The organism is Aeromonas sp. 2MA4 (assembly GCF_029237305.1).
Lineage (GTDB): Bacteria > Pseudomonadota > Gammaproteobacteria > Enterobacterales > Aeromonadaceae > Aeromonas > Aeromonas salmonicida.
This window is the reverse complement of record NZ_JAACFY010000028.1, coordinates 23,760-45,738: the sequence shown is the minus strand read 5'-3', so window position 1 is coordinate 45,738 and position 21,979 is coordinate 23,760. Positions and strand designations below refer to the sequence as shown.

Sequence of the window (21,979 nt, the reverse complement as noted above, 5' to 3'; positions counted from 1 at the left end):
TCAATCTGCTCGACCAGTGCCAGTTTAAAAGTCAGCGAGTAATCGCGCTGTGTCCGTTTCACACCTTGTCCCATCGGGTTCTCCATTTATTGGGAGGAAAGGTGTAAACCATATTCAGGACGGGACAACACGATAAAAAAAGCCCTCGCAGTGCGAGGGCTTTTTCGTGGGCGTTTGGTGGTTGGTACTTAGTTCACCACGGCCACGTTGATGCTGCCGTTGCCTTGGGTCATGCGTACCCGGGCGCCAGGTACGAAGGTGGGGCTGGCTTTTTGCACCACTACGATGGATTCGCCGTTCTCTTTCTTGATCTCGAGCTCGACGCCGTCAACCTGATTGAGCTTGTCGCCGGCAGCTTTACCGGCGGCGGCACCTGCGATGGCACCCCCTGCGGCGGCGATGTCGCTACCCCGGCCACCCCCTATGGTGCTGCCGAGCAGGCCACCGACCACGGCGCCGCCTATGGTGCCGACCAGAGAGTTCTCATCGGCCTGGATCTTGACCGGGCGGGTGGAGAGTATGGTGCCGTAGCTGACGGTCTGGACCTGCTTGGCACGATCCTTGGTGTAGACATCGCCGGAGTAGACATCGCTGTTGGCACAGCCGCTGAGGGTGGTGGCAGTGGTGGCGGCCAACAAGGCGATAAGGGTCATACGTTTCAACATGATGGGCCTCCTGGGCAAGCATCTAATCTGGTTAATTCGGTCAGTGAGTGCAACTTTACGCCAACCGGATTGAGCATGAAACCAGCAAAGTGTAACCAATTATGAGGCTTACTGGCGGAAGGCGACGCCTGCAGCGGGTTTAGCCGAGGCTTTTTTCAAGCAGCAGGCGATCTTCACCCGGGCCGAAATAGTCGCGCTCCTCGGCAACTTGCTGATAACCGAGTCGAAAGTAGAGGCGTTTGGCCGGATTGGCCGGATCCACCGTCAGTCTGACCCGTTCGACCAGCACCTGGGTCAGTGCCTGCTCCAGCTGCAGCATCATGCGCTCGGCGAGACCGAAACCTCGTGCCTCGGGCAACACAGCCAGGGAGAGCAGCCAGCCTTGCGACCTATCCTGTCCCACTCCACCCAGGGCATAGCCAAGCAGCTTGCCATCCAGTTCGGCCACCAGCAGCAGCTCGGGCCACAGGTCCATGGCCTGGCGAAAGAAGAAGCCTGGATAGACATCCTCCCCGAAGACGTTGACGTCTATCTGCCAGATGGCGTGCATGTCGGCGTGGGTGGCCACTCTCAAAACGGGGGGCTGATGCATCTGGGCTCCTGTCATTGCGTGCGTGCTGCCGTGCGGCAGTCAAAGGAGTCACAGGTTAGTGGGCCATCCTGGTTGATGCAAGCGTACCCGATGATGTCGGGCGCGCGTGGTCGCAGGTCTGTGTCAGGGCGGCAGGGGCCGGCTGTTGGGCAATCTGGGGGCCTTGCGGCGGCTGTCCAGCAGATGGCACAGGGCAAGCCAGGGATGACGCCACAGCATGCGCGGGCCGCTCCATTTCATGATCTGCTGGATCTGCTTGCGCATGGCGGGGGCATAGCAGTGGATGTGGCAGTTGGCGCAGGTCGGTTTGTGGCCGTGACCATAACGGCAGCGCCGCAGTCGCTGGTGGGCGAAGGCTTGCAACTGCTGGCAGTGCCGACAGGCGGGATCCTGATGGTGGTGGTGGCAGTAGAGGCGGATCATGGCGCTGACCGTTTGCTGCTCCCGCTTGAGCCTGGGGTGCTCGGATGCCTTGCTGGCACGAGTGCTGTGCATTGAGTCGGGATCATGGGGTTTCATGGCGGTCATTGTCCTGACCTGAGGGGACTGGGTGTTGATACAGGTCAAGACGGGAGGCAAAAAACAGGGCCCGCAGGCCCTGTGTCATCAGATGAGGCTGGTTGTTTGTTCCAGCCAGAGGAGATCCTCGCCCTCCAGTAGGGGGCTCAGGCGGCGGAACACCTCGACATGGTATTCGTTGATCCAGCGGAACTCGGCCGGGCTCAGCAGGCTGCGATCGATGAGGCGGGTATCGAACGGCACATAAGTCAGGCGCTCGAAGCCCAGCATCGCCAGTTCGCCCATCTGTTCCTGTTCGGTCACGACCACCAGGTTTTCGCAGCGGATGCCGAACGCATCTTCCCGGTAGTAACCCGGTTCGTTGGAGAGCACCATGCCCGGTTGCAGCGCCACCAGGCTCCCCTTGGGCGCGATGCGCTGGGGGCCTTCGTGCACGCTCAGGAAGTGACCGACACCGTGGCCTGTGCCGTGGTCATAGTTGTAACCCGCCTGCCACAGCGGCATGCGGGCCAGCACGTCGAGCTGGATGCCGGCGGTACCGCGCGGGAAGCGGGCCTGATCCAGCGCGATATGGCCCTGCAGCACCCGGGTAAACATGGCCTTGTGCTCGTCAGTCACCTCACCCACCTTGACAGTGCGGGTGATGTCAGTGGTGCCGTCCAGATACTGGGCACCGGAATCCACCAGATAGATGCTGTCCTGACCGAAGGGGCGCGGTGTGCCGTTGGTGTGACGGTAATGACACATGGCGGCGTTGGGCCCCAGCGCCGAAATGGTGTCAAAGCTCGGCTCGACGTAGTGTTCCTGCTCATGACGGAAGGCTTCCAGCTGATCGGCCAGCGTGCCTTCATCCACCCCCTCGAATTCACCGGAGGCGATCAGCCGATCCAGCCAGGCGAGGAAACGGGTAACGGCGACGCCGTCACGCAGGTGGGCGCGCTGCATGCCGGCTAGCTCCACCGGGTTCTTGCACGCTTTCGGCAGCATGGTCGGATCCTGACCTTCCACCAGGATGGCGCCTGCCTCTTCCATGATGAGCTGGGTCCAGGCGTTGGCCGTGTTGGGGTCGGCCAGTACTCTTTGCTGGTTTTCACCAATGCGTTGCAGCACGTCACCCAGCTTGTCGATGGGGTAGACGGAGACATCCTGTCCCACATGTCTGGAGAAGGCGATGCAGTCAATCTTGTCGGTGTCGACGAAGAAATCCATGCTGGTGTTGGCGTAGAGCACCGCAAAACCCAGCACTACCGGCAGACGCTCCACGTCACGGCCACGCAGGTTGAGCAGCCAGTTGATGGGCTCGGCCTGGGTCAGCAGTACGGCATCAAGCCCGCGCTTGCGCAGGTCTGTGGCCAGCAGTTCGCGCTTGGCCTGGCTCGACTGGCCTGCCAGCTCTTCGCTGTAGAGAATGACCGGGGTTTTGGTCGGCGCGGGGCGATCGCTCCAGTGCAGGTCGATGGGGTTCTCATCGACCCGTACCAGCTCGATGCCACGTTCGGTCAGCAGGGCCTTGGCGTGTTGATACCAGGCCAGGCTGTGCAGGCGGGCGTCAAAGCCGACCCGGGAACCGGACGGCAGTTGTTCAGCCAGCCACTGCACATGGGGATCTTCGTTCAGATGAAGAAACTCGAATAGCTCGGCCGGTGCCTGCATGCGGGCCTGCACCGTGTAACGACCGTCGATGAACAGGGCCGCCCGCTGCGCCATTATGATGGCGAGCCCGGCGGAGCCGTTGAAACCCGTGATCCAGTCCAGACGCTCTGCGTAGGCGGGAATGTATTCGCCCAGGTGCTCGTCATCGTGGGGGACTATGAAGGCGTCCAGCTCTTGAATGGCCAGAGCGGCCCTGACCTGGGCGACGCGGGTTTCAATAATCTCGAAATGATTCATGTCGTTAATGCCAGATTGTAGTGATGTGAGTGTTCAGTGGTTGTGGCCGCTGTCCAGGATCCGTTTGATCGACTGGCCAGCCGCCTCGATATGTTGTTTGAGCAGCACCACAGCCTCGTGTTTGCGGCGGGCGCGACACAGCGCCAGCAACTGGGCGTGCTCACGTTCGGCCTTGTCCACTCCGTCGCTGGCAAACAGCAGCTCGAAGCGTACATAGCGGTCACAGCTCAGATTGATCTGGGCAATCAGCTCCAGCGCCTGGGGGCGACCGGCAGCCTGATAGAGGGTGGCGTGAAAACTGTGGTTCAACTCTGCCCAGTGTTCGATCTGGGTGCCTGACTCGAGCGCCTGATCAAACTGGGCCAGGATGGCCTCTGCCTTGGCAAAGGTCTCCTCCGTCATCAGGTCGACGGCGTGAAACAGGGTATCGGCTTCCAGCAGGGCTCGCAAATAAAAGAGCTCCTCGATGGCCGAGGCGTCCAGCATGGTGACCACGGCGCCGCGGTGGGCCTCGAATTTCACCAGTCCCTGGGCCTCCAGTTGCATCAGGGCTTCCCGCACCGGAATGCGGCTCACCGCCAGCTCCTTGGCGATGGCATCCTGACGAAGAGGGGCACCGGCGGCAAACTCCCCACGCAGGATCCGGCCGCGGAGGTTCTCCATCACCATCTGGGTTCGGGTCTTGTAGGGTGGGGTCATGGTCGGGTCACAGGGGAATCGTTACAAAATTGTATATTGTATAAAGTTGGGCTGAATCTAACGCGCAACCGCCCACAAGGCAAGGTTTGGCGGGGATCAAACGCCGCCATCTGGTTAAAAAAATACCGGTCAGCAGGGCTGACCGGTATTGGAGTTTGCAAGAAGATGGGGGCTGGCGTTACAGCTGCGGACCTGCCGCGACCAGGCGCTTGCCCTCTTCGTTGTCGGTGAAGCGTTCGAAGTTCTTGATGAAGCGCTGGGCCAGATCCTCTGCCTTGGTATCCCACTCGGCCTTGTCGGCATAAGTGTCACGCGGGTCGAGGATCGCCGGGTTCACGTCGTGCAGTGCGGTCGGCACTTCCAGATTGAAGACCGGCAGTATCTTGGTCTCGGCTTTCTCGATGGAACCGTCCAGGATGGCGTCAATGATGGCGCGGGTATCCTTGATGGAGATGCGCTTGCCGGTGCCGTTCCAGCCGGTGTTGACCAGATAGGCTTCCGCGCCGGCCGCTTCCATCCGCTTCACCAGCTCCTGACCGTACTTGGTCGGATGCAGGCTGAGGAAGGCCGCACCGAAGCAGGAGGAGAAGGTCGGAGTCGGCTCTGTGATGCCGCGCTCGGTACCGGCCAGTTTGGCGGTGAAGCCAGACAGGAAGTGGTACTTGGTCTGCTCTTTGGTCAGCTTGGAAACCGGGGGCAGCACGCCGAAAGCGTCGGCAGTCAGGAAGATCACCTTGTTGGCATGACCCGCCTTGGAGACCGGCTTGACGATGTTCTCGATGTGATAGATGGGGTAGGAGACACGGGTGTTCTCGGTCTTGGAGCCATCATCGAAGTCGATGGTGCCATCGGCGGCAACGGTCACGTTTTCCAGCAGCGCATCGCGACGGATGGCGTTGAAGATGTCCGGCTCGGCTTCTTTGGAGAGCTTGATGGTCTTGGCGTAGCAGCCCCCTTCGAAGTTGAACACGCCGTCATCGTCCCAGCCGTGCTCGTCATCGCCGATCAGCTGACGCTTGGGATCGGTGGAGAGGGTGGTCTTGCCGGTGCCGGAGAGGCCGAAGAAGATGGCAACGTCGCCGTCCTGACCCACGTTGGCGGAGCAGTGCATGGAGGCAATACCGCGCAGGGGCAGGAAGTAGTTCATCATGGAGAACATCCCTTTCTTCATCTCGCCACCGTACCAGGTGCCGCCGATGAGCTGGATCTTCTCGGTGAGGTTGAAGGCAACGAAGTTCTCGGAGTTGAGACCCTGTTCCTTCCAGTTCGGGTTGGTGCATTTGGCACCGTTCATCACCACGAAGTCAGGTTTGAAGACTTTCAGCTCTTCATCGCTCGGGCGAATGAACATGTTCTTGACGAAGTGAGCCTGCCAGGCCACCTCTGTGATGACGCGCACGGCCAGACGGGTATCCGGGTTGGCACCGCAGAAGCCATCGACCACAAACAGGCGCTTGCCTGAGAGCTGTTTGGTCACCAGGGATTTCAGATGTGACCACACTTCCGGGGTAATGGCTTTGTTATCGTTTTTACCCTGATCAGACCACCACACAGTATTCTGGGTGGTGGCGTCTTTGACGATATATTTATCTTTCGGGGAGCGGCCTGTAAAGATACCGGTGTTGACATTAACGGCGCCCAGTTCGGTCACTACACCGCGCTCGAACCCTTCCAGGTCAGAACGTGTCTCTTCCGCGAAAAGCTGGTCGTAAGAGGGGTTGCGAACGATTTCTTGGCTGTTTCTGATGCCGTACTGGTCCAGTTCTAATTGTTGGGCCAGGGTGGGTTCTGCCACGATTGTCATTGTATTCTCCTGGGTTCAGAGGTTGGTAGGGTTCTATCTGGCATTCATCCTATCACTTAGGTGGTAGAGTTTAGCGATCGCCATCAAACTTTATAAAATAGGGTATTTTTTTGTTATTTAAGTTAAAGGCGGGTTTTGCCCGCCTTCAATTAGTGTAACTTGTTTGCATCATTATCGGGAGCCCTGCTGAACAGGGTTTCGACGTCGATCCCATCAAATTGGTACTGGGCGCCGCAATAATCACAGTGCATGTCGATCTTGCCGAGCTCCTGCACCATCTCCATGACCTCTTCCTTTTCTATCTGCAGCAGGGCCCCTTCACAGCGTGCGCGGGAGCAGGTGCAACGGAACTCGACTGCCTGGGGATCGAACACACGCACCTTGTCCTGGTGATAGAGGCGGTAGAGGATCTCTTCCGCTTCCAGCCCGAACAGCTCTTCATCCTTGATGGTGGCGGTGAGCTGGGTCAGGTGATCGAAATCTGCGCTATGATCCTCGCTCTGGGCGGGCAGTGCCTGCAGCAATATGCCGGCGGCGCGCGGTTCACCCTGGTGGTAGCCGGTACGGATCCACAGCTTGGTGGCCAGCTGTTCGGATTGGGCGAAGTAGTGCTCCAGGCAACCCGCCAGGGTATCGGCGTCCAGGGCAATGATGCCCTGATAGCGCTCGCCCTGCTCCGGAGTGATGGTGATGATCAGCTGGCCGTTGCCAATCAGGCTCTGCAGCTTGCCATCGCTCGGCAGCTCCCCTTCATAGCGGGCCACGCCGCGCAACTGCTGGTTGTTGTCACCGTTGATCACCGCCAGACGGACAGGGCCATCACCCTGCAATTGCACAGTGATGGAGCCTTCGAACTTGAGGGTGGCGGTCAGCAGGCTGGTGGCGACCAGCAGTTCACCCAACAATTTTTGCACCTGCACCGGATAACTCTGGGCTTCCACCACGTGGCGGTAGGTGTGATCCAGCTGGACCAGCTCACCCCGGACTTCGTACTCTTCAAACAGATAGCGATACAGGAGATCTTGGTTACTCATCATGCATTCCTGGGTTCTTAGGTGAGGTAAATAGATAAAAACAATAATAAACAGGTGGTTAGGAACTTATCTCGCCCCCTGTCGTCATAAAAGGGCCACGTTGGCGAGTCAGTATTGCTTGACCTTGATCAGCTGGCGCCGCTCCTGCTTGTCGGGGCGACGCTCGGGGCTCGGGGCAAACTGGCTGTTGAAGCGGCGCGCCTCGCTGTTCTCGGCCCGTTTTTTCAGGCTGGCTTCTGTCTCTTCATAGAGCAGCTGGGCCAGCGGGGCGGACTTGCGCTGTTCGCTCACTTGCAGTACCCGCACCTCCCGCTCGTCCTGGCCCTGCCAGACACGGATGAGGGCGCCGGCTTCAACGGCCTTGCCAGGTTTGCTGCGCTGGCCGTTATAGTGCACCTTGCCCCCTTCAATCTGATCGCGGGCCAGGCTGCGGGTCTTGTAAAAACGCGCGGCCCACAACCATTTGTCGAGGCGGACCTGGGTTGTGGTTTCTGCGGGATTCGGCATGAATCGACTCCGGGATGGCTGAAAGGGGAGCCTGATTATACCAGAGGCAGGCCTCGGGATAGAAACAGGGGGGCTGATGGTGTGACGGAATGTCAATTTTCACAGCTTGATACCATCCGGTCGGTTGTCTCTGGGTCCATTGCCGTACACAATAGCCAACCGATTTGGAAGCCAGAATATATTGATAAACATGACGCTACCGTTCAGGGATGACTTGTTGAGCTCCCTTCTGGCCCGTTGCAAAACCGTGCCGCTCTCCCGTTTCAGCCAGCCCCTGTTCTGGCTCTTGCTGCTGTTGCTGGCCCACCAGTGCGCCGGTCTTACCTGGCGTCTGCTGGATCTCGGTAGCCAGCAGAGCAGTCAGCCCTGGCAACCGGCCGTGGCAGGCAGTCAGGGTCAGGGCAAGGCCCGGCTCGATCTCGGCGGCGTCAGCCGGTTGGCACTGTTTGGCAAGGCGAAGCAGCAGGCCCGGGCGGCCGATGCTGTCGCAGCCGACGCACCCAAGACCCAGCTCAATGCGCAGCTCAATGGTGTGCTGGCCAGTTCCGATCCCGCCAAGTCCATTGCCATCATAGCCCACAGCGGTGTGCAAAATTCCTATGGCATAGGTGACTTCATCGATGGCACCCAGGCCAAGGTTCGCCAGGTGTTTGCCGACCGCGTCATCATAGAACGTGACGCGCGTGACGAGACCCTGATGCTGGACGGGGAAGAGTACGGCAAACCCCTGCCCAGGCAGGGCAACCCGGATGAGAAGCTCTCCTCGGTGCGCAGCGAATTGCTGGGCAACCCCGGCAAGATCACCGATTACCTCAATATTTCACCGGTACGAGTGGATGGCCGCATGGTCGGCTATCGCCTCAATCCGGGCAGCAATCCAGAACTGTTCAATCAACTCGGTCTGGTCGCCAATGACATGGCGGTCAGCATCAATGGTCTGGATCTGCGGGATAACGCTCAGGCCATGCAGGCGATGCAGCAGGTGGCAGGCGCCACGGAAATGACCGTCACCGTCGAACGGCAGGGACAGCTCTACGACGTTTATGTCGGCTTGTCAGAATAATGATTTGGAGTAGCACCAAGAATGATAAATAAAGGGAAGAGCTGGCGTCTGGCCACGGTCGCGGCGGCGCTGATGATGGCAGGCTCTGCCTGGGCCACCGAGTATTCTGCCAGCTTCAAGAATGCCGACATCGAAGAGTTCATCAACACGGTCGGCAAGAACCTGAGCAAGACAATCATCATAGAGCCTTCGGTACGCGGCAAGATCAACGTCCGCAGCTACGACCTGCTCAACGAAGAGCAGTATTACCAGTTCTTCCTGAGCGTGCTCGACGTCTATGGCTTTGCCGTTGTGCCCATGGATAACGGCGTGCTCAAGGTGGTGCGCTCCAAGGATGCCAAGACCTCGGCCATCCCCGTGGTGGATGAGACCAACCCGGGCATTGGCGACGAGATGGTGACCCGGGTGGTGCCGGTGCGCAATGTCTCGGTGCGTGAACTGGCCCCCTTGCTGCGTCAGCTCAACGACAACGCCGGTGGCGGCAACGTGGTGCATTACGATCCCTCCAACGTGCTGCTCATCACCGGCCGTGCCGCCGTGGTCAACCGTCTGGTGGAAGTGGTGCGCCGGGTCGACAAGGCGGGCGATCAGGAAGTGGACATCATCAAGTTGAAATATGCCTCCGCCGGCGAGATGGTGCGACTGGTGACCAACCTCAACAAGGATGGCAACACTCAGGGCGGCAACACTTCCCTGCTGCTGGCGCCCAAGGTGGTGGCCGATGAGCGCACCAATTCCGTGGTGGTCAGTGGTGAACCCAAGGCGCGGGCTCGCATCATACAGATGGTGCGCCAGCTTGACCGCGATCTGCAGAGCCAGGGCAATACCCGGGTCTTTTATCTCAAATATGGCAAGGCCAAGGACATGGTGGAGGTGCTCAAGGGCGTCAGCACCAGCATAGAAGCGGACAAGAAGGGGGGCGGCACCACGGCCGGTGGCGGCAACGCCAGCATAGGCGGTGGCAAGCTGGCCATCTCGGCCGACGAGACCACCAATGCGCTGGTCATCACGGCCCAGCCGGATGTGATGGCCGAGCTGGAGCAGGTGGTTGCCAAGCTGGATATCCGCCGTGCTCAGGTGCTGGTGGAGGCGATCATCGTCGAAATTGCCGACGGTGACGGCCTCAACCTGGGGGTTCAGTGGGCCAATACCAACGGTGGCGGCACCCAGTTTACCGACACTACTCTGCCCATTGGCTCGGTGGCCATCGCCGCCAAAGACTACAAGGATAATGGCACCACCACGGGTCTGGCTGCCTTGGCAAAAGACTTCAACGGCATGGCCGCCGGTTTCTACCATGGCAACTGGGCTGCACTGGTGACGGCGCTCTCCACCAACACCAAGAGCGATATTCTCTCCACCCCGAGTATCGTCACCATGGACAACAAGGAAGCCTCCTTCAACGTGGGTCAGGAAGTGCCGGTGCAGAGCGGCTCCCAGAGTTCCACCACCAGCGATCAGGTGTTCAATACCATAGAGCGCAAGACGGTGGGCACCAAGTTGACGGTGACGCCGCAAATAAACGAAGGGGACTCTGTGCTGCTCAATATCGAGCAGGAGGTCTCCAGTGTCGCGCAGAAACAGGCTACAGGTACGGCTACCTTGGGTCCCACCTTCGATACCCGCACCATCAAGAATGCCGTGCTGGTCAAAAGTGGCGAAACCGTGGTGCTTGGCGGTCTGATGGATGAGCAGACTCAGGAGAAGGTCTCCAAGGTGCCTTTGCTGGGCGACATCCCTGTGCTGGGCTACCTGTTCCGCTCTACTTCCAACACCACCTCCAAGCGCAACCTGATGGTCTTTATCCGGCCCACCATATTGCGCGATGCCAACGTCTACTCGGGGATATCCAGCAACAAGTACACCCTGTTCCGCGCTCAACAGCTGGAGGCGGCGGCTCAAAAGGGATATGCCACCTCGCCGGATCGGCAGGTGCTGCCCGAATACGGGCAGGATGTGGTCCAGTCACCCGAGATACAGAAGCAGATCGAGCTGATGAAGGCGCGCCAGCAGGCGACGGCCGATGGAGCACAGCCGTTCGTACAGGGTAACAAGTAATGGCGGCGTACCAGCTCGATGGAACGGATCTGCCAGCAGCCCTGCCCGAGCTGCCGTTTGCCTTTGCCCGCAACTTCGGTGTCATTCTGACCGAACGGCAGGGGACTCCCCTGCTGCTCTGTCGTCAGGGGGTCGCGCCGCAAACCCTGCTGGAAGTTCGGCGGGTAGCGGGCTGCGCCTTCGAGGTGGAGCAGCTCGAGAACGATGCTTTTGAAGAGTTGCTGATGGCTCACTACCAGCGCGACTCTTCCGAGGCGCGCCAGCTGATGGAAGATCTCGGCAACGAGATGGACTTCTTTGCCCTGGCCGAAGAGCTGCCCCAGAGCGAGGATCTGCTGGACGCCGATGACGACGCCCCCATCATTCGCCTCATCAACGCCATGTTGAGCGAGGCGATAAAAGAGGAGGCGTCCGACATCCATATCGAGACCTTCGAACGGGTGCTGGTCATTCGCTTCCGCATCGATGGCGTGCTGCGGGAGATACTGCGGCCCCATCGCAAGCTGGCCTCCCTGCTGGTGTCGCGCATCAAGGTGATGTCGCGAATGGACATCGCCGAGAAGCGGGTCCCGCAGGATGGCCGCATCTCATTGCGTATCGGTGGCCGGGCGGTGGACGTGCGGGTTTCGACCATGCCGTCCAGCTACGGCGAGCGGGTGGTATTGCGTCTGCTCGACAAGAACAACGTGCGCCTCGAGCTCAAGCAGCTCGGCATGACGCTGGCCAACCGCAACATCATCAGCGAACTCATTCGCAAGCCCCACGGCATCATATTGGTGACGGGCCCGACCGGTTCGGGCAAGTCCACCACCCTGTATGCGGCGCTCTCCGAGATCAACTCGCGGGACCGCAACATTCTGACGGTGGAAGATCCCATCGAATATGACCTCGAAGGGGTAGGTCAGACCCAGGTCAACACCAAGGTGGACATGACCTTCGCCCGCGGCCTGCGCGCCATCTTGCGTCAGGATCCGGACGTGGTGATGGTGGGGGAAATCCGCGACCTTGAGACCGCCCAGATAGCGGTGCAGGCGTCGCTGACCGGTCACCTGGTGATGTCGACCCTGCACACCAACACCGCCATCGGTGCCATCACCCGAATGCGGGACATGGGGATAGAGCCTTTCCTGCTCTCCTCATCCTTGCTGGCGGTACTGGCCCAGCGGCTGGTGCGTACCCTCTGTCCGGATTGCCGCACTCCACGCCCCATCACTGAGCAGGAGCGGGAGGCCATGGGCATGGAGCTGGCACCGGATCAGCAGGTGTGGCGCCCGGTTGGCTGCGAGCAGTGCAACCACACCGGCTATCGCGGCCGGACCGGCATTCACGAGCTGGTGGTGATCGACGAGGCGGTGCGCGAGGCGATCCACAGCGCCAGCGGTGAACTGGCCATAGAGCGGCTGATCCGCGGCCATACCCCCAGCATCCGCCGGGATGGTATCGACAAGGTACTCAAGGGCCAGACCAGCCTTGAAGAAGTGCTGCGCGTGACCCGGGAAGATTGATGTTCTGTCAGGCAAGCGATTTGAATCGGGATAGCAAGACGTCACAGTGCTAGGGCAGAGGAGCAAGAGTATTGTCAGCATTTGAATACAAAGCCCTCGACAGCAAGGGGCGCCAGAAGCAGGGGGTGACCGAGGGCGATTCGGCCCGTCAGGTACGCCAGCAACTGCGCGAGCAGGGGCTGACCCCGCTCGAGGTGAACGAGACCACAGAGAAGGCAAAGCGTGAAGCGAATCGCTTCGTGTTGTTTCGCCGTGGTGCCTCCACTTCCGAGCTGGCCCTCATTACTCGCCAGTTGGCGACCCTGGTTGGCGCAGGCCTGACTATCGAAGAGGCGCTGCGGGCAGTGGCCGAGCAGTGCGAAAAGGCCCACCTGCGCAGTCTGGTGGCAACCGTGCGCAGCAAGGTAGTAGAAGGCTACTCGCTGGCCGATTCGCTGGGGGCCTTCCCCCACGTGTTCGATCAGCTGTTCCGCTCCATGGTGGCGGCAGGGGAGAAGTCCGGTCATCTGGAGAAGGTGCTGAACCGGCTCGCCGACTACACGGAGCAGCGCCAGCACATGCGCACCAAGCTGCTGCAGGCGATGATCTACCCCATAGTCCTCACTCTGGTGGCGGTCGGGGTCATTTCGATCCTGCTCACTGCCGTGGTACCCAAGGTGGTGGCCCAGTTTGAACACATGGGCCAGCAGTTGCCTGCGACGACCCGTTTCCTCATCGGCACCAGCGAGCTGATGCAGCATTACGGCCTCTGGTTCCTTCTGCTGCTGTTCTTGGGTGGCTTTGTCTGGCGCTGGTGGCTGACCGACGAGAAGCGTCGCCGTCACTGGCATCAGGTGATACTGCGCTTGCCGGTCATAGGCCGGGTCAGCCGTGGTCTCAACACAGCCCGCTTCGCCCGCACCTTGAGCATCCTCAATGCCAGTGCCGTGCCCTTGCTGGAGGGAATGAAGATCGCCGGCGAAGTGCTCTCCAACGACTTTGCCCGTACGCGCATTGGTGAGGCCACCGAACGGGTACGCGAGGGGACCAGCCTGCGCAAGGCGCTGGATGAAACCAGGATTTTTCCGCCCATGATGCTGCACATGATCGCCTCCGGCGAGCAGAGTGGCGAGCTCGACAACATGCTGGAGCGGGCGGCGGACAACCAGGACAGGGAATTTGAAACCCAGGTGAACATAGCCCTCGGCGTGTTCGAGCCCCTGCTGGTGGTCTCCATGGCCGGGGTTGTGCTGTTTATCGTGATGTCGATCCTGCAGCCGATCCTCGAGCTCAACAACATGGTGAATTTATGATGTTGGTCCGCAGCCGCCCTTATCCGGTCGATCCTGCAGTCAACTCGCTGGAACTCAACAACATGGTGAATTTATAAGGTTCGGGTGTCCGAATAGGCTTCGCTATTCGAACCTACAAATCCAATCGAACCCGTAGGTTCGATTAGCCGGCAGGCGTAATCGAACGATCGCGGTTTAACAGTTAATCGTTGATGGTTCATGCCATCTCATTTCGTTAGGGAGTCAGTCATGCAAAAGCGTCGTCAATCCGGTTTTACCCTGCTGGAAGTCATGGTGGTCATCGTGATCCTCGGGATCCTGGCCAGCCTGGTGGTGCCCAACCTGATGGGCAACAAGGAGAAGGCTGACCAGCAGAAAGCCGTCTCCGATATAGTGGCGCTGGAAAATGCCCTCGACATGTACAAGCTGGACAACAACCGTTACCCGACCACGGAGCAGGGCCTGGATGCGCTGGTCAACAAGCCGACCGCCGCCCCCGAGCCGCGCAGCTACCGTGACGGCGGATACATCAAACGCCTGCCGCAGGATCCCTGGGGCAATCCCTACCAGCTGCTGAGCCCGGGCCAGTTCGGCAAGATCGACATCTTCTCCATGGGGCTGGATGGCGAAGCCGGTACCGATGACGACATCGGCAACTGGAATTTGAAGGATTTCCAATAAGTGATTGATTGCGCTGCCATCAAGCTGCTGTGGGCGAGGCTGCCGTGAGGGGCTCCTCGTCTCGTCATCGCCAAGCCGGTTTCACCCTGCTGGAAGTATTGCTGGTGGCCATGCTGATGGGGCTGGTGGCCACTGCCGTCACCCTCAGCATGGGAGGGGCCAGAGGCGATCGCGAGCTCGACAAGCAGGCGCGCCGCTTCATGGCGACCCTGCAACAGGCGCAGGAGTATTCGGTGATGGATGGCCGGCTGGTGGGGCTGCGTATCGAGGCGAACGGCTGGCAGTTCATGCAGCGCGGGGCCAAGGATCGCAAATGGCAGGCGTTGACCGACGACAAGATCCTGGGGCAGGTCACACTGCCGGATGAGATGACGCTGGCCATCGAGCTCGAAGGGTTCAGCTGGCGGACCGAGTCCGACGAGAAAACCGAGCAGGGTCGGGACGAGAAGGAGCGCACGCCCCAGGTACTGATCTTCCCCGGTGGCGAGCTCAGCCCTTTCGTATTGACCCTGACCCAGCAGAATGAGGACGTGCGCTACCTGCGGACTGTCAAAGCGGATGAATTCGGCCGCTTGCGACTGCTGCAGGACGAGGAGGAAGAGGAGTGAACGCCCGTGGCATGACATTGCTCGAGGTCATGGTCGCATTGGCAGTGTTTGCCATCGCGGGTCTCGCCGTGATGAAAACCGCCAGCGAACACCTCTCTGCACTCAGTTATCTGGAAGAGAAGACGCTGGCGACCTGGGTGGTGGAAAACCAGCTGGTGCAGCAGAAACTCGAAGCCAAGTGGCCCGGCGACAGCTGGGTGGAAGGGGACGAGAAGATGGCTGGGCAGACCTGGTATTGGCGCTATCGCGGCGTCGCCACCGCCGACAACAACTTCAAGGCGCTGGATATGGAAGTGCGTACTGCCCCCAAGGCCGAGAGCCCTGTGGCCATGATCCGGACCTATATCAGCCGATGAGCCTGGTCAACGACACCCAAATGACGTCCAGTCAGGACGATTTCACTCTGCTGGAGAAGCCGATGAGGCCATCGCCAGTACCCAGGCCGCGAGCTCGGCATCATGGCCGTCAGGGCGGTTTCACTCTGCTTGAGATGCTGGTGGCCATCGCCATCTTCGCCAGCCTCAGCATGGGCGCCTATCAGGTGCTGCAGGGGGTGCTCACCAGCGACGAGGTGGCCAAGAAGAAAGAGGCCCGTCTCTCCGAGTTGCAGCTGGCCTTCACCCTGATGGAGCGGGACATCACCCAGATGGTGCCCCGCAGCGGCCGTATCGACGGCGAGAACAACAAGGTGCTGCTGGCGGCGTCCCGTTTTGGCCAGCAGAGCGATGACTGGGGCATGGCCTTCATTCGCGGTGGCTGGCTCAATCCGGATGGTATGCTGCCACGCTCCGGTTTGCAGCGGGTTGGCTGGCGGCTCAAGGATCACAAGTTGGAGCGGCTGAGCTACCTCTATCCGGATCCGGTGATAGGCACAGAGCCGCGTATTCAGCCCATGCTGGATCGGGTGACGGCGCTGCGGCTCTATTTCTACGACAAGGGTGCCTGGAAGGAAGAGTGGACCCAGCGCAACGTGCTGCCTTACGGCCTGGCGGTGGAGCTGGATCTGGAAGATTACGGCACCCTTCGCCGCCAGTTCCTGATAGGGGCCGGTGGCCAGCGAGCAGAAAATGCGAACTAAGCGGACAGCGGCTGGCAGCATGCCATCTTGCCGCCGCCAGGGGGGCATGGCCCTGTTGGTGGTGCTGCTCATCTTGTCGGTAATGGTGATCATCGCCAGCAACATGAGCGGTCGCCTGCAGCTGGAGCTGCGCCGTACCGGCAACCTCACCGCCGGCAAGCAGGCCTGGTGGTATGCCATGTCGGCGGAGGCGCTGGTGAGCAAGGTGCTGGCTCAGGATTTCAAGGATGACCCCAATGTGGTGAACCTGGGTCAGAACTGGGCCAGGCAGGATGCGGTCTTCCCGGTGGATGACGGCAAGCTGACCGGTCGGGTGCGGGATCTGCAATCTTGCTTCAACCTCAACAGCCTGAGCGTGCCCCTGAAAGATGGGGTGAGCGGCGATGACCTCGAGAAGCAGCCCTATCAGGTCAAGGCATTTCGCGCCCTGCTCAAGCAGCTTGAAGTCGAGGATTACGAGGCGGTGCAGCTGACCGATGCCATTCGCGACTGGACCGACAAGGATACGGCGCTGGTCTCCAGCTACGGTGCCGAAGATGCCTATTACGAAGGGCTGACGCCCCCTTATCTGACAGCGAACCAGTGGATGTTGAGCACGGATGAGCTGAGGGCAGTGCGCGGCGTGAGTGCCAAACTGTATGCCCGGCTGGCGCCCTATGTGTGCGCCTTGCCGACCGACAAGCTGGTAGTGAACATCAACACCATCAAGCCGGAGCAGGCCGCGCTGCTGGTGGCGCTTTATCAGGACAAGATTGGTCTCGATGACGCCAAACGGGTGCTGAGCAGCCGCCCCCAGAAGGGGTGGAAGGATAAGAAAGCGATGACGGATCAGATGCCGGTGCAGGTGAGCAACATCCAGGGGCTGGATGCGGCGCTGGACGTCAAGAGCAGCTATTTCGAAGCCAAATTGATCGCCGAAGTCGGTGATACCCGGGCCAGGCTGGAGAGTGTCTTCGTGCGTGGCAAGGACAACAAGCTGGTGATGCTGCGCCGCCTCAGCGGTGGCGCCGAATAACAAACAGGTGTGGGTGACGGCTGATGGCCGAACCCGCTCTGAATCCGTATTGGACAGCAGCCAAAGGCTGCGCTCCCGCCCATCCTCTGGATGCGGACGGGAATGGCAGGAGAGATATTTGTGAGCGAGAGTCTGGTCATCCGTCTGGGGACCAATGCGCAGCAACCGGTCGAGTGGCTGGTGTGGTCGGCGAAGGAGGAGGAGATCATTGCCTCCGGTACCTTGGCCTCGGCCCATGCCCTCGGCGAGCTGCGGGAGCGTGCCGGTGGCCGCCCCGTGGTGACCCTGGTGCCGGGCAGCGACCTTATCTTCCGGCGGGTGAGCCTGCCGGGCAAATACAGTCGCCAGGCCGCGGCCGCCTTGCCCTATCTGCTGGAGGAGCAAATCGCCTCCGATGTGGATGAGCTGCATCTGGTGGTGCTGGGCCACGAGGGCCACGATGTGGACCTGATGGCGGTCGACAAGGAGAAGATGCAGACCTGGCTGGGCTGGCTGGAGGCGGCGGGCCTCAAGAGCCAGCAACTGCTGCCGGACGTGCTGGCGCTGCCTCAGGCCGCAAACGGCTGGTCAGCCCTGCAACTGGGCAAGGAGTGGCTGCTGCGCCAGGGCCCCTGTCAGGGCATAGTGGCCGACGAGCCGCTGCTGGCCATGTTGCTGGCGGTCGAAGCCGAGCCGGTCACCATCCACAGCCATACCCCGGTACCGCCGATCCCGAATGCCAATTGGCAGGCGGCAGAGCCCGAACTGCCCATGCTGCTGCTGGCCAAAGGGGCGTTGAACTGTCAGGCCAACCTGTTGCAGGGCCCCTACCGGCCGCAAACCGAATACTCCCGTTACTGGTTGCAGTGGCGCAAGGTTGCCGTGGTCGCCGGCTTGCTGCTGTTGGTGGCGCTGACCCAGCGCGGTGTGCATCTCTATCAGTTGGCGGAGCAGGACAAGGCCCTCAAGGCCGAGATCCGGCAGGTCTACACCCGCATCTTCCCGGGGGAGACCCGCATCGTGAACGTGCGCAGCCAGATGGCTCAGCACCTCAAGTTGCTGGGGCAGACCCCGCAGGATGGTGTGCTCTTGTTGCTGACCGAACTGGCACCTACCTTCGCCGAGGTGCCGGGTCTCAAGCCGCAGGTGTTGCGCTTCGACGCCGCCCGGGGCGAGCTGAGATTGCAGGTGACGGCACCCGGTTTCACCGAGATAGAGCGTTTTCGCGAGCTGGCGGGCAAGCGTTTCGAGGTGCAGCAGGGTGAGGTGCGCAGCACAGAGGGCAAGGTTGAGGGGGCGCTGGTGCTGAAAGGTAAATCATCATGATGGACAAACTACAAGGCTGGTGGCGCAGCATCAGCGCCCGCGAGCAGCGGCTGGTGGCAGTGGGTGGCAGCTGCCTGCTGATCGGGATCTTCTACTGGGTCGTCTGGCAGCCCATCGCCAACCGCATCGCCGAGCGCGAGCGGCAGGTGCTGAGTCAGCAACAGACGCTCGCTTGGCTGAAAGAGAAGGGGGAAGAGGTGCTGGCGATGCAGGGCGGTCAGGGCCGTCAGCTTGACACCAGCGGCACCCTGGAAGGGGTGGTTAACCGCACTGCCTTCAACCAGAAAATCAAGATTGCCCGTCTGCAACCCCAGGGTCAGGAGCTGCAGGTGTGGATCGACACAGTGCCGTTCGATGATCTGCTGATCTGGCTGGCGAGCCTAGCCGATCAGCACGGTGTCCAGGTGCAGGTCATCGAGGTGGCCCGTGAGAATCTGGCTCCGGGCCTGGTCAAGGTCAGACGCTTGCAGTTGAGTCGTCCCCAATGACATCCAGCGGGCTGAGTGCCGCCGAGTGCCCGGTATTTCGTCCCTGTGGGGCTCCGGGCTTGGTCAAGGCCAGACATTTTCAGTTGAGTCATTTTCTATGAAGAAAAAAGTACTGATCGCCGCCCTGTTTCTGGTGGCCTATCTCGGTTTTCTGTTGGTGAAGCTGCCCGCTACTCTGGTGGTGCGCCATCTGCCGTTGCCGCCCAACCTGGTGCAGCTGGAAGGGGTGAGCGGTACCCTCTGGAGCGGCCAGGTCGCCCGGCTGCAATATGCCAGCGAGTCGCTGACCCAGCTGCGCTGGGAGCTCAACGGCTGGTCACTGCTGCGTTTCGCCCCCGAGGTCTCTCTGCGTTTCGGCGATCGCAGCGGCCTCAATGGCCAGGGTGTGGTCGGCTGGAATGGCGCCGCCTTTGGGCGCGACATTACCCTCAATGTGCCCGCGCCCTGGGTGCTGGATCGGGTGCCCATGCGGCTGCCGTTCCCGCTGACGGTGGTGGGTCAGTTGCAGCTCAAGGTCGATCAGTTTGCCCAGGGCAACCCCTGGTGTGACAACCTTTACGGCAATCTCTATTGGTATGGCGCCGATGCCGATACCTCGGCCGGCAAGCTGCCGCTGGGGGATCCCGAGATCAAGCTGACCTGCATCGACTCCCGTCTGGTGGCCGAACTCAAGCAAAGCTCGGAGGCGGTGCAGGTGATGGGCAAACTGGAACTGCAGGCTAATCGCCAGTACCTGTTCCAGGGCTCTCTCAAACCTGGCCCTGAGCTGCCGGAAGAGATGAAGCAGGGACTGCCCTTCCTCGGTCAACCCGACGGTCAGGGCCGTTTCCCGCTGCGCTACCAGGGGCGTATCTGACGATACTGTCTGGTGTTGTGGACGCATGATGAAAATAACCCCGCTTCGGCGGGGTTATGTCGTTATGGGGTTTGTATGTCACCAACCGGCGCCGTGATCAGGTGGTTCAGAAAGAGATTGAACAACTCGGCCCGCGAGCCGAGCCGCAGCTTGCCATAGAGGTGCTTGCGGTGATTCTTCACAGTGCCGCAGCCAATCCCGAGCGCCGCGGCAATCGCCTCGGTATCCAGCCCCTGCAGCAGCAACCCCGCCACCTGCCGCTCCCGGCGGGTGAGCCTATCGCCCCCTACGCTTGCCATCGCCTGCTCCACAGCACTCTTGAGGCTGGCGCTGTCCGGCTGCGCAGTGCTCTGGGCCAGCAGCGGCTGGCTCTGCTGCCACTGCTGACGACACAGCGAATGTACCAGCGGAAACAACTGTTCCAGTCTCGCTAGCTCGTTCTGGCTCAGGGTGCTGCGCTTGTCGAGGCGGCCGAGAAACAGCATCAGCGTCAGTCCGTCCCGCACCGGCAGGATCAGCCCCACCTCCTCCTGCCAGCCAGTGGCCTGATAGAAGTGGTGGCGATATTCAGGATCGAGCCGCCCTTGGGAGACTTGCGCCAGGGTCCAGACGCCGGCAGGCAAGCCCTGCTCCAGCGCCTGCATAAAGGGATCCTGACTGAAGTGGCTGGTGAGGTAGCGATCAAACAGCAGGGCCCGCTGATGATTGAGGTTGTCGTAGAGGTAGACGGGGCGCTGCCCCACCCCGAGCAGCAGGGTGCAATCAAACGTCACCTGCTGCTGGATCAGCCGCACCAGCGCCGCCGCAAAGGCGCTGCTGTGCAGGGCATCGACCACCTCGGTCATGCTGCGGGTCAAGGCATCTGTGGTGAATGGCTGGGTCATGGTGGCACGTTTCCGGTGGCGGGGAGCTATTCCGCGCTATGGCTGGATGCTAGCACGAGAGTGGCAAAACTGTCCCTCAGGGGACATATCCGCCATCGACCAGAACGGCGAGGATGACGGCTTTTCCCCCTGCTGTTGGAGAACCCATGATCAACCCCCACCTGCTCGATGAGCTGACAGAACGCGGCCTTGTGGCCCAGAATTCCGACCCGGCGGCCCTGGCCTCCCACCTCGCCACCCCGCGCACAGTCTATTGCGGGTTCGATCCCACCGCCGGCAGCCTGCATATCGGTCATCTGGTGCCGCTCTTGATGCTGCGCCGCTTCCAGCTGGCGGGCCACACCCCGGTGGCACTGGTGGGTGGTGCGACCGGCCTTATCGGCGATCCCAGCTTCAAGGCGACCGAGCGCAGCCTCAACAGTGCCGACACAGTGCAGGGTTGGGTCGCCAGCCTGTCGGCCCAGATCAAGGCACTGCTGCCCGCCGATGACGGCCTGTCAGCCCCGCAACTGGTCAACAATGGCGACTGGATGGGGCAGATGTCCGCCCTCGATTTTCTGCGGGATATCGGCAAGCACTTCTCGGTCAACGCCATGCTGGCGCGGGAGTCGGTACGCCAGCGACTGGCCCGTCCGGATCAGGGCATCTCGTTCACCGAGTTCTCCTACGCCCTGCTGCAATCCTACGACTTTGCAGTGCTGCACCAGCGGCTCGGCTGCACCCTGCAAATTGGCGGCAACGACCAGTGGGGCAATATCACCAGCGGCATGGATCTCACCCGTCGCCTCCATCAGGCGCAGGTGCACGGCATGACCCTGCCCCTTATCACCAAGGCGGACGGCACCAAGTTCGGCAAGACAGAGGGTGGCGCCGTCTGGCTGGATCCTGCGCTCACCTCGCCCTACGCCTTCTACCAGTTCTGGCTCGGCACCGCGGATGAGGATGTCTACCGCTTCCTGCGCTATTACAGCTTTATGTCGCTGACCGAGATTGCCGCGCTGGAGGCGGAAGATGCCAAGCGGCAGGGGCGCAAGCAGGCCCAGCAGGTGTTGGCAAACGAGCTGACCGAACTGGTGCATGGCAAGGCGGCGCTGGCGGCGGTGCAGCGCATCAGTGAGCTGCTGTTTCGCGGCGACGTGGCCCGCCTCGGCGAGAGCGATCTCGCCCAGCTGGCACAGGATGGCATGCCGAGCAGCACAGTCAGTGGCGAAACCGATCTGGTCAGCCTGCTGGTCAGCTGCGGTCTGGCGAACTCCAAACGTATCGCCCGCGAACTGCTGGCAGCGGGAGCCATCAGCCTTAATGGCACCATCAGGCAGGATGATCAGCTCAGTGCCGAGGATCGGCTGTTTGGTCGCTACCTGCTGCTGCGCAGGGGCAAGAAGCAGTACCAGCTGGTGGCGTGGTTGGGCTAGCCAGCTTCCCGACATCAACGAGAAAGGGCTGCCCGGGCAGCC

General features: G+C 61.0%; 22 protein-coding genes. 13 read left to right on the top strand and 9 right to left on the bottom strand.

The features are described from left to right. Positions 1–188 precede the first annotated feature (188 nt). The 8 genes from GWQ31_RS20755 to hslR all read right to left on the bottom strand — a co-directional run bounded on the left by GWQ31_RS20755 (position 189) and on the right by hslR (position 7,710). Positions 189–665: a glycine zipper 2TM domain-containing protein gene (locus tag GWQ31_RS20755; protein ID WP_005315904.1), complete on the bottom strand. Its 477-nt coding sequence runs from the start codon at positions 663–665 to the stop codon at positions 189–191. A 139-nt stretch (positions 666–804) separates the two neighbouring features. Then, positions 805–1,257 carry a GNAT family N-acetyltransferase gene (locus GWQ31_RS20750; protein ID WP_275910177.1) on the bottom strand — a complete coding sequence of 151 codons (453 nt, stop codon included), beginning with the start codon at positions 1,255–1,257 and terminating at the stop codon, positions 805–807. Positions 1,258–1,380: 123 nt separating this feature from the next. Beyond that, on the bottom strand, positions 1,381–1,776 hold the full coding sequence (locus GWQ31_RS20745) for a nitrous oxide-stimulated promoter family protein (RefSeq protein ID WP_021139464.1): 396 nt from the start codon (positions 1,774–1,776) through the stop codon (positions 1,381–1,383). Positions 1,777–1,863: 87 nt separating this feature from the next. After that, positions 1,864–3,666, bottom strand: a complete 1,803-nt coding sequence (locus tag GWQ31_RS20740; RefSeq protein ID WP_275910176.1) for an aminopeptidase P family protein — start codon at positions 3,664–3,666, stop codon at positions 1,864–1,866. A gap of 33 nt (positions 3,667–3,699) precedes the next feature. Continuing rightward, positions 3,700–4,365, bottom strand: coding sequence for a GntR family transcriptional regulator (locus tag GWQ31_RS20735; protein ID WP_021139462.1), 666 nt, complete (start codon positions 4,363–4,365; stop codon positions 3,700–3,702). A gap of 178 nt (positions 4,366–4,543) precedes the next feature. Then, positions 4,544–6,169 carry a phosphoenolpyruvate carboxykinase (ATP) gene (gene pckA, locus GWQ31_RS20730; protein ID WP_275910175.1) on the bottom strand — a complete coding sequence of 542 codons (1,626 nt, stop codon included), beginning with the start codon at positions 6,167–6,169 and terminating at the stop codon, positions 4,544–4,546. Between the two features lie 149 nt (positions 6,170–6,318). Then, positions 6,319–7,203 carry an Hsp33 family molecular chaperone HslO gene (gene hslO / locus GWQ31_RS20725; RefSeq protein WP_275910174.1) on the bottom strand — a complete coding sequence of 295 codons (885 nt, stop codon included), beginning with the start codon at positions 7,201–7,203 and terminating at the stop codon, positions 6,319–6,321. Positions 7,204–7,311: 108 nt separating this feature from the next. After that, on the bottom strand, positions 7,312–7,710 hold the full coding sequence (gene hslR / locus GWQ31_RS20720; protein ID WP_005315870.1) for a ribosome-associated heat shock protein Hsp15: 399 nt from the start codon (positions 7,708–7,710) through the stop codon (positions 7,312–7,314). A 214-nt stretch (positions 7,711–7,924) separates the two neighbouring features. Here hslR and exeC point away from each other — a divergent pair, with 214 nt between their 5' ends. The 12 genes from exeC to exeN all read left to right on the top strand — a co-directional run bounded on the left by exeC (position 7,925) and on the right by exeN (position 19,638). Continuing rightward, positions 7,925–8,773 carry a GspC family type II secretion system variant ExeC gene (exeC, locus tag GWQ31_RS20715; protein WP_272487577.1) on the top strand — a complete coding sequence of 283 codons (849 nt, stop codon included), beginning with the start codon at positions 7,925–7,927 and terminating at the stop codon, positions 8,771–8,773. 21 nt (positions 8,774–8,794) lie between these two features. Beyond that, positions 8,795–10,831, top strand: coding sequence for a GspD family T2SS secretin variant ExeD (exeD, locus tag GWQ31_RS20710; protein WP_275910173.1), 2,037 nt, complete (start codon positions 8,795–8,797; stop codon positions 10,829–10,831). Then, positions 10,831–12,336 (top strand): GspE family T2SS ATPase variant ExeE, encoded by a 1,506-nt coding sequence (gene exeE, locus GWQ31_RS20705; protein ID WP_087757111.1) that lies wholly within the window; start codon positions 10,831–10,833, stop codon positions 12,334–12,336. Before exeD ends, exeE begins: the two co-directional genes overlap by 1 nt. Positions 12,337–12,407: 71 nt before the next feature. Continuing rightward, a complete protein-coding gene (gene exeF / locus GWQ31_RS20700; protein ID WP_005315860.1) occupies positions 12,408–13,628 on the top strand; it encodes a GspF family T2SS innner membrane protein variant ExeF in 1,221 nt (406 codons plus the stop codon). A gap of 228 nt (positions 13,629–13,856) precedes the next feature. Beyond that, a complete protein-coding gene (exeG, locus tag GWQ31_RS20695) occupies positions 13,857–14,288 on the top strand; it encodes a GspG family T2SS major pseudopilin variant ExeG (RefSeq protein ID WP_005315859.1) in 432 nt (143 codons plus the stop codon). A 44-nt stretch (positions 14,289–14,332) separates the two neighbouring features. Further along, on the top strand, positions 14,333–14,896 hold the full coding sequence (gene exeH, locus GWQ31_RS20690; RefSeq protein ID WP_059113750.1) for a GspH family T2SS minor pseudopilin variant ExeH: 564 nt from the start codon (positions 14,333–14,335) through the stop codon (positions 14,894–14,896). After that, positions 14,893–15,252, top strand: a complete 360-nt coding sequence (exeI, locus tag GWQ31_RS20685; protein ID WP_021139454.1) for a GspI family T2SS minor pseudopilin variant ExeI — start codon at positions 14,893–14,895, stop codon at positions 15,250–15,252. Before exeH ends, exeI begins: the two co-directional genes overlap by 4 nt. Before the next feature lie 62 nt (positions 15,253–15,314). Beyond that, a complete protein-coding gene (gene exeJ, locus GWQ31_RS20680; protein ID WP_125608847.1) occupies positions 15,315–15,974 on the top strand; it encodes a GspJ family T2SS minor pseudopilin variant ExeJ in 660 nt (219 codons plus the stop codon). Continuing rightward, positions 15,964–16,989, top strand: coding sequence for a GspK family T2SS minor pseudopilin variant ExeK (gene exeK, locus GWQ31_RS20675; protein ID WP_275910172.1), 1,026 nt, complete (start codon positions 15,964–15,966; stop codon positions 16,987–16,989). Before exeJ ends, exeK begins: the two co-directional genes overlap by 11 nt. Positions 16,990–17,109: 120 nt before the next feature. Next, positions 17,110–18,294, top strand: a complete 1,185-nt coding sequence (gene exeL / locus GWQ31_RS20670) for a GspL family type II secretion system protein ExeL (protein ID WP_265420669.1) — start codon at positions 17,110–17,112, stop codon at positions 18,292–18,294. Then, positions 18,291–18,782 carry a GspM family type II secretion system protein ExeM gene (exeM, locus tag GWQ31_RS20665; RefSeq protein WP_275910171.1) on the top strand — a complete coding sequence of 164 codons (492 nt, stop codon included), beginning with the start codon at positions 18,291–18,293 and terminating at the stop codon, positions 18,780–18,782. Before exeL ends, exeM begins: the two co-directional genes overlap by 4 nt. Before the next feature lie 97 nt (positions 18,783–18,879). Beyond that, a complete protein-coding gene (gene exeN / locus GWQ31_RS20660; protein WP_275910170.1) occupies positions 18,880–19,638 on the top strand; it encodes a GspN family type II secretion system protein ExeN in 759 nt (252 codons plus the stop codon). A 62-nt stretch (positions 19,639–19,700) separates the two neighbouring features. On the opposite strand, the gene GWQ31_RS20655 is transcribed toward exeN, so the two are convergent. Continuing rightward, the gene (locus GWQ31_RS20655) at positions 19,701–20,522 is read right to left on the bottom strand and encodes a LuxR family transcriptional regulator (RefSeq protein ID WP_275910169.1); all 822 of its coding nucleotides are present in this window, start codon (positions 20,520–20,522) and stop codon (positions 19,701–19,703) included. Between the two features lie 146 nt (positions 20,523–20,668). Here GWQ31_RS20655 and tyrS point away from each other — a divergent pair, with 146 nt between their 5' ends. Then, on the top strand, positions 20,669–21,937 hold the full coding sequence (gene tyrS, locus GWQ31_RS20650; RefSeq protein ID WP_275910168.1) for a tyrosine--tRNA ligase: 1,269 nt from the start codon (positions 20,669–20,671) through the stop codon (positions 21,935–21,937). The last annotated feature ends 42 nt before the right edge of the window (positions 21,938–21,979 follow it).